Raw genomic sequence first — 7,189 nt, 5'->3', positions numbered from 1 at the left:
TTAAATTAATTCATCTATACTCATATATAAAATAATGATTTACTATATATGTTTATAAAATAATATTTTCTCTATATTTTTTTAATAAAAACTATTATTATTTTACGTGCGTCGAATGAGCGACGACGTGCTGTACCGGTGCTGCTTTAACAGCTGGAACAGAGCAGGTTGTCAGATGCGGGTAAGCAAAAAGAACAACTGCAAGCTTAGCAATGGTAGATTTTTTCATATTCTGGACCTCCTTTCTTAACTAAACAGCCTCGAGACTATAAATTAACTTATAGTTATAAATTAAATTAAAATCAATACATTTATAAGATTGTTTTTTGTTTTGTTAAAACAAACGATATCCATATCAAAGGGATGATGAGGATATCGTTTTTAAAAAAATAATATTTTTACAATAAAGATCAGAATGTAATTCCTGATCTTACGCCAAATGTATTGCCGGTATTGGTTCCAATATAGTTTCCGGCTCTGTTTGTTACATCAGCATGAGTGTAGTTGACCATAATTCGTGCAAAATTAAGCAGATACCAGTTCACACCAACTGTAGCAGTCCAGGCACGTGCACCAGTTGGAATGTTGGAGGAATCGGCCCAGTCCCATCTTGCGGCAAGTTCCCATGCTCCCCAGCCACCTTCGGTGACGGGACGCAGTACACGAGGTGAGGACCATACGCCTGTTCGTGCAAAATAGTTTGGAGTTTCACCGGTGAGGAACAGGCCTGTTTGCAGACTTAAAGCCTGAATTGTACCTGAACCGCCGAGTTTGTCTGTATAGGACGAAGCTACAGGAAGTGTATTACGAAACTGCAGATGTCGTGCGCCATATTCAATAAGAGCCCAGCCGGTTTTATAAATACCAAACAGTTCCAGGCCGCCGGCAAAAGAATTGGAAATTGGAGTCGTGGGGCCAAACTGCATTGCAAATGCGTCGTTAGTGCGGGCGAGAAGGCGCACTGACTGTGAGAAGTTTGCTGCGGGTTTGACATCTTCATAGAAACCCCAGATGCCAAGATGAATCAGAGCATTATTGTTGCGCCATGGAATATAGTGAGAACGTACTTCATAGGTCATATCATCACGAATATTGTTGGTCGCATTGGAGGAATTGACGTTATTGCCGGCTATCTGTGCCGCTACGTGCCAGTTTTTACCAATGGTTTTGAACATGCCCCCCATGCCGTACCATCCACGCACAGGCAACAGAGTGGTCGCGACCAGGTCACGATCAAGAAAGACGGTCTGTGCTGAGCCTGTGGTACCATCAAAGCTTCGTTCGTTAAAAATATTTCCCAGTGCAAGGTCCAGGGTTTTTTTCTGAACCTTTTGGCTCCACATCATAAAAGCACTCATGAGCTCTGGTTTGTTATCAGAGAAGTCGGCTTCAAAAACCCATGAAAGCTGCCTTGCGTGACCTTCAACACCCAGACGGGCTGCGCGCATCAGTGTACGAGAGACATTGAGGCTGCTGTAACGGCTGCCAAATGAGCCGCCGTAATCGGCGAGAATACGGCCGCGCACCCTAAAGGAATAGGCGTTATCGGGCGTTGTAAAGGTGGGCAGACCCTGCCCCCATTTCAGTACAAGCCCGCCGACAGACGTGGTGCTGCCACTTGAAGGAATTTGTGATGTCACACCCATAACAGGTGATGCATTGTTTGGGATGCTCGAAACAGCTGCATAAGAACCGGGGGCTGCAGCCTTCAGAGGGTATACCGGAGTGGTAGTCTGAATTCCAGGAGAGGTATCTCCGGCAAATTTTACGGGCTCAACTGGTCCTGAAGTAACATGTGCATGCGCGGTATGAGATGCAGCAGGCAGTGAGGTCACCTTAACAGTTTTTGTATCTGATTTTTTCTCAACCTTTGAGAGGCGCGTTTGCAGCTCGTGAATCTGCTGTGACTGCATTTTCATCTGTTGTGACTGCATTTTTACAATACGCATCAGTTCCTGCACTTCAGGGTTACCTGATGCAGCCTGTGCATAATGCGGCAGCATAAGAGAGCCGACGATTCCTGCTCCTGTAATGAGCGGCCGGCATTTCAGAGAAAAAGGCTGTGAATTATCTGTGGTACAGCGAATTCTGGTCATGATGAACTCGACTGTGAATGAGAGTAGGGGCGGGCGAGAAGTGAGGCCAGTAATCCGCTGCATGCTGCCAGAGTTAACCACAGTCCTGGCATGGCGCGGTTGCCGGTCGCGTGAATGAGAGAGGTGCAGATGAAAGGTGTAAAGCCTCCAACGCAGGTTGCCAGGCTGTAAGCCAGAGAAAATCCTGTAGTGCGGATGCGCGGAGGGACAATTTCTGTCAGGTAAACAACTGCGGCACCGTTATACATGCTGTAAATGACAGCAAGCCACAGCTCCACGCCAAGTAGTTTGAAAAAAGAAGGATCAGATACGAGCCAGGTCATAGCAGGGTAGGCAGTGACTATTCCGCTCACTGTAGCGATTAATAAGAGTTTTTTTCGGCCGATACGGTCAGATAAAGCACCAAAAACCGGAAGAAGAATGAGGTTAGTCATGCCAACACACAGCGTAACAACCAGGCTGTCATGAGCGGTTAAATGCAAAACTGCTGTGCCAAAAGAAGGCGTATAGGCAGTGATAATGTAAAACGAAGTTGTGGTCATCAGAACCATAAGAATGCCAACGGCAATGATGCGCCATTCACGTGACAGCGTTTGTAGTATTTCGGCAAAATGTGGGTGTGAATGTGCAGAAGAGAAAGCTTCTGTTTCCTGCAGGTTCCGGCGGAGAAGGAAAAGAACCGGAACAATAAGACACCCGATAAGAAAGGGGATGCGCCATCCCCATGAGAGGAGTTCTTCGTGAGACATAAGGTGTGTCATGCCAACACCAAGTGCAGCGGCTGCCATAACAGCAAGCTGCTGTGATGCTGACTGAAAAGAGACAATAAAGCCTTTATTATGCGGTCCCGCGATTTCAGATAAATAAACTGAGGTGGAGCCAAGCTCAACACCTGCAGAAAATCCCTGAATCAGTCGCCCGGCAAGAATCAGCAGTGGTGCTGCAAAACCAATGGCAGCATATCCTGGTGTTATAGTGACGATAAGTGTACCGATTGCCATAAGGCCAAGTGTAACGATAAGCCCCTTTTTACGTCCGATACGATCAACATATGAACCCAGGATTAAAGCACCCAGCGGGCGCATCAGAAAGCCTGCTCCGAATGTAGCCAGCGCCAGCATCAGTTTTGCTGTCGGGTCAGATGAAGGAAAGAAAGTTTTTCCTATCGCTGCGGCATAAAAGCCGAAAACCATAAAGTCGTACATTTCAAGGACGTTGCCGCTGGCAACCTGCATAACGGCTTTGGCACGACTTTTAGGCTGAGCACTAACAGTTTGTAAGACTTCAGAAGTCTCCGGCGCAGAGGCGAGTGGCGGGGCAAAGTTGGTACCGGTGTGGGGCATGATTTATATCTTTTTTATTTTATTGAGAGCCAGCATCGGTGATGCACACGTCTTTATCTTTGAGCATATGAAGATAGACCGGAATAAAGCAATTATTTTTTATGCTTAATTATCTAACCAGATTGTTATGAAGTGCCTGCAGTCTTTATAAAAAAGGCCCGAAGAAAACTTCGGGCCTTTTCGTTAGTGCGTAGTGTTAATAAGGAGAGATGGTCAGGCAGCAAGAGAATTATTTTTGAGCAGCTGGGCTACCATGGCATCTGAATGGCTGCCTGTGAGCTGGCCAATAGTATCACCGCCAATGTTAGCCGGTGTGCCGTTTGCACCATTGAGTGTCATGAGGCCATTTGAGTTTGCCTTGGTTGTCAGTGTGACACCAAGGTCAGAGGCAAGTGTAACCGGCGTATGAAATTTAACAAAATCTTTGAAGACGTCACCAACAGTTTTCATCTGATCAATGAAGGTGCCATCGGTCCAGCCAGCGACAGTCTTACGAAGGGCTTCATTGTCAGATTCAGAGCCAACCTGAATAACCTTGCCATAATGGTTGAGGCTGGATGATGCGCCTTCGTCTTTCCAGGAGACATAAGAGGCTCCCCCATTCGTGTCACTGGCATAACTTGCAATCGGGTCACCGTAGGCCATGATGCTGAGGAAGTTAGAGCCATCACCTTTTGCTGTGGATGATGAGGGAATACCGGTTGCAGAAAAGGCTATGCCGCCCAGGCCTGTCTGCTGCGCTACGTAAGAGGCCTCAATGCCCCCCAGAGAGTGGCCTGTGACGAAAATATTGTTCGTGTCTATGCCACGGGCTTCAGCTTCCTGAACAACCTTGTTCGCCCACTTCAGAGCACTTTTCTGCGCTCCAGACACATCCTGATTAAAAATCTGAGCATTTGAAGCCATGCCGGCAACACCTGCCACGGGATTGATACTCATATTATCACCGCCGCTGGTGCTCTGATATGAGATGATAACCTGATTATCACCGGTCAGCCACACGCGTGAAGACATGCCTGTTGCGTCATCAACTGTATAGAGCTGCTTGCCATTAACGAGGAAAGGGGTAAGCCCCTTGGGGGTGCCGTCAATTGTAAATTCTGCGTTGGCAGCATTGAGGAGCTGTGACACTGTTGGTGTTTTGCTAAGATCCTGATCAACTGGTGCTTTAATGGCAACCTGATCGTTAAGATAGTTCAAATTAGAATAGGTTGTGCCTGCAAGCTTACTTTTCTCTATAGATGCAAGAAAACTAAAGACCTTGTTAACGCGACTATTGTTAAGTTTATTTTGCGCGTCTGTCACACCACCAGCGGTGTAATCTACTATTTTTGAGAATAACTCGCTGTTCTTAGGTAAAATCTTATTCAGGGCAGATACAGGTGACTTTGTTGCATCTTTAATGTCTAAGGCGATGTGATAAGCTTTGTTAATATCTTTTACTACCGGGATATCAGAAATTCTCTCTTTTGTATCAGAGATCTTATTTTCTATTGCGTCAGAAATTTTCTTTTTTGTATCAGATATCCCATTTTCTATTGCGTCAGAAATTCCCTTTTTTGTATCGGATATCTTATTTTCTATTGCGTCAGAAATTCCCTTTTTTGTATCGGATATCTTATTTTCTATTGCATCAGAAATTCCCTTTTTTGTGTCAGATACCTCATTCTCTATTTTGCTACCAATGTCTTTGAGTTTTGAAACTCCTGAAAGTTTATCTTCTAAATTACCGACAAAACCTGATGTTTTGTTTTCAGTTTCATGGATTTTATCCGTGGCATTTTTTACCGCATCGGTCGCAGAGTGTCTGAGAGATGAAAAAAAAGACATGTTAATATAGTGTCCTTATAAGATCGTCTCTGAAAGAAATAGATGTTTTCTTAACTTTCAGAATCTTATTCATGAATTAATCTTAACTAAAGTTAATATATTTTAGTTAATGATTAACTTCAATTCATTTTTTATGTGTGACTATATTGGGGGCACTTAGGTGCTACGTTTAAAAAGCAGAGGATTTTATTTTAATTTACTCTTTTAAAAAAAGACCATTCATGAGTAACAGTCTGATATCGTGATATAAATGTAAGGAGAATATTTTTCTGGCTCAGCCAGCGGTTCAGGCATTTTTCATGCCAGAATCATCTGATAAATTCAGAGCATCAAATGTCTGCAGTACTATTATTTTTTATGGGAAAATGGTGGAGAGGGTTGGATTCGAACCAACGTAGGCGTACGCCAGCGGATTTACAGTCCGCCCCCTTTAGCCACTCGGGCACCTCTCCGTATCGGTGAGCACAGACCTATAGCGATGAGCCTGTCTTGTCAACGGGCTAAGCAGCAGGTTTTTATGCTTTTAGTATAAAATATTCTATACGGCAGTCTGCCAGGGCACATTATGGGTATGAGTGCCCCAGAAGCATCTTCAGATAAAAGAAAAAGGAGCCGGTTTTTTGAGTAAGCATAAAGCAGGTAAACGTCATACATTGCGCTCTCTGGCCAGGCTTGAGACACCAATTGTTGCGTTAACTGCGTATACTACGCCTATGGCCCGGTTAATGGACCCTCATTGTGATTTGCTGCTTGTCGGTGATTCTCTGGGAATGGTTGTTTACGGAATGCCGTCCACGCTGGGTGTTACGACAGAAATGATGATTGCCCATGGTCAGGCTGTCATCAGAGGGAGTAGTCGGGCTTGTGTCGCTGTCGATTTACCTTTCGGAAGCTACCAGAAGAGCCCGCAGCAGGCGTTTGAGACCGCTGCCAGAGTGATGGCGCAGACCGAAGCCGGATGCGTTAAACTCGAGGGCGGAGAAGAAATGGCTGAGACAATTTATTTCCTTACTCAGCGAGGGGTTCCTGTTATTGGCCATATTGGCCTTAAGCCTCAGGCTGTTCATACGCATGGCGGTTTCAGAACAGTAGGACGGGGCAGTGAGGCTGACCAGATTATAAAAGATGCAGATGCTGTTGTGGCTGCCGGCGCCGGCGCTGTCGTTATCGAGAGCACGGTTGAACCGCTGGCCCGTGCGTTAAGTGACCGCCTGCCTGTGCCAACTATAGGTATCGGGGCATCGCCTGCCTGCGGAGGGCAAATTCTGGTGGGTGAGGATATGCTGGGCTTGTTTACTGATTTCACTCCGCGCTTTGTAAGACAGTTTGGTACGCTTGCTGCCGATATTGATAAAGCAGTTGCTGCTTATGCTGAGGCAGTCAGAACACGCCAGTTTCCCGGGCCGGAGAATTATGTCAGTGCGTCAGGAATAAAAACTGAAGGCGCATAAATTCGGCATGTCAGGCAGGCGCTTCTCACCACGTCAATGAGAGTCTGAGTGGCGGGCGGGGCTTGTTCCTGACGAAGACATTATGCATTCTGCAATAAGAATAATGAAATGAACGATTTTTCTTTAGGGTGAAGAATGCAAAAAAGCACGTTTTACAATGTCGTCAGGTTTGTGCTTTTGGTGATAGGTGTTTTTTTCCTTTTTTACCTGATTATTCTTCCTCTGATTGATGCAATTTCGCCGCATGAATATGGCGTTGCCAGGGTCTCTCTGGGAATTTTTGTACTGGCCTTTTTATTTTTAGTTTCAGTTGCCATGGCTGTCGAAAGCACGAAGGCTTTCTATTCTATCGGCGCTGAAAAAAACAGGCAGGTAAAAATATTTCTTATAAAAATAAAAAAATTCAAAGATAAAAGCCTCGGGGTTGATGCTCCGGGCGCTCTGATCTCTATGATTTTGTCATATATAT

At 45.3% G+C, this 7,189-nt stretch carries 6 protein-coding genes and 1 tRNA gene; 2 read left to right on the top strand and 5 right to left on the bottom strand.

Annotated features, from left to right (window positions below; genetic code table 11):
* Positions 1 to 97: 97 nt before the first annotated feature.
* The 5 genes from HK25_RS13495 to HK25_RS07415 all read right to left on the bottom strand — a co-directional run bounded on the left by HK25_RS13495 (position 98) and on the right by HK25_RS07415 (position 5,721).
* A complete protein-coding gene (locus HK25_RS13495) occupies positions 98 to 229 on the bottom strand; it encodes a hypothetical protein (RefSeq protein ID WP_255406293.1) in 132 nt (43 codons plus the stop codon).
* Positions 230 to 410: 181 nt separating this feature from the next.
* Positions 411 to 2,003: an OprO/OprP family phosphate-selective porin gene (locus HK25_RS07430; RefSeq protein ID WP_158092935.1), complete on the bottom strand. Its 1,593-nt coding sequence runs from the start codon at positions 2,001 to 2,003 to the stop codon at positions 411 to 413.
* Between the two features lie 89 nt (positions 2,004 to 2,092).
* The gene (locus HK25_RS07425; RefSeq protein ID WP_086635824.1) at positions 2,093 to 3,439 is read right to left on the bottom strand and encodes an MFS transporter; all 1,347 of its coding nucleotides are present in this window, start codon (positions 3,437 to 3,439) and stop codon (positions 2,093 to 2,095) included.
* Between the two features lie 213 nt (positions 3,440 to 3,652).
* On the bottom strand, positions 3,653 to 5,269 hold the full coding sequence (locus HK25_RS07420; RefSeq protein ID WP_086635823.1) for a hypothetical protein: 1,617 nt from the start codon (positions 5,267 to 5,269) through the stop codon (positions 3,653 to 3,655).
* A gap of 366 nt (positions 5,270 to 5,635) precedes the next feature.
* Positions 5,636 to 5,721: transfer RNA gene (locus HK25_RS07415), tRNA-Tyr, on the bottom strand.
* Positions 5,722 to 5,889: 168 nt separating this feature from the next.
* Here HK25_RS07415 and panB point away from each other — a divergent pair.
* Together panB and HK25_RS13385 are read left to right on the top strand one after the other, a co-directional pair.
* Complete coding sequence (gene panB, locus HK25_RS07410) at positions 5,890 to 6,720, top strand: 3-methyl-2-oxobutanoate hydroxymethyltransferase (RefSeq protein ID WP_086635826.1); 831 nt, start codon at positions 5,890 to 5,892, stop codon at positions 6,718 to 6,720.
* A 180-nt stretch (positions 6,721 to 6,900) separates the two neighbouring features.
* On the top strand, positions 6,901 to 7,189 hold a 289-nt coding region (locus HK25_RS13385), incomplete at its 3' end, for a hypothetical protein (protein ID WP_233127741.1).

Origin of the sequence: Acetobacter sp. DsW_059, assembly GCF_002153695.1 — a bacterium.
Lineage (GTDB): Bacteria > Pseudomonadota > Alphaproteobacteria > Acetobacterales > Acetobacteraceae > Acetobacter > Acetobacter thailandicus.
The sequence above is the reverse complement of the archived record's forward strand: the minus strand, read 5'-3'. Positions and strand labels throughout refer to the sequence as shown.

Coding starts and splice junctions, on each gene's coding strand:
- HK25_RS07430 (WP_158092935.1), bottom strand. CDS start 2,003: ATGCTGCCGCATTATGCACAGGCTGCATCAGGTAACCCTGAAGTGCAG.
- HK25_RS13495 (WP_255406293.1), bottom strand. CDS start 229: ATGAAAAAATCTACCATTGCTAAGCTTGCAGTTGTTCTTTTTGCTTAC.
- HK25_RS07420 (WP_086635823.1), bottom strand. CDS start 5,269: ATGTCTTTTTTTTCATCTCTCAGACACTCTGCGACCGATGCGGTAAAA.
- HK25_RS07425 (WP_086635824.1), bottom strand. CDS start 3,439: ATGCCCCACACCGGTACCAACTTTGCCCCGCCACTCGCCTCTGCGCCG.